This window comes from Pseudomonas juntendi, from assembly GCF_009932375.1.
Lineage (GTDB): Bacteria > Pseudomonadota > Gammaproteobacteria > Pseudomonadales > Pseudomonadaceae > Aquipseudomonas > Aquipseudomonas juntendi.
The window spans coordinates 1-201 of the sequence record NZ_BLJG01000558.1 but is presented as its reverse complement, the minus strand read 5'-3'; the positions used below and the strand labels follow the sequence as shown (position 1 = coordinate 201).

Genomic DNA, 201 nt, shown 5'->3' with positions numbered 1-201 from the left:
GCCGCCTGGTGGACTGGCAGGCCAGTCTGGGCCTGAGCCTGGTCGAGCAGACCTACCTGAACTCAGCCGGCGCCGAGCTGCGCCATGCACAGCGCTTTCTGTTCCCGGGGCTGGGGGTAACTGCCAGCAACAGCCAGGACAGCCAGAGCCGCAGCCTGGGCCGCGACAATTTCGGCCAGCAAGGCGGCTACGAGATCGTTG

The 201-nt window shown here is 67.2% G+C and carries 1 pseudogene; it reads left to right on the top strand.

Going from position 1 to position 201, the window contains the following annotated elements:
- A pseudogene (locus tag GYA94_RS27255) lies at positions 1–201 on the top strand (TldD/PmbA family protein); the annotation flags it as partial.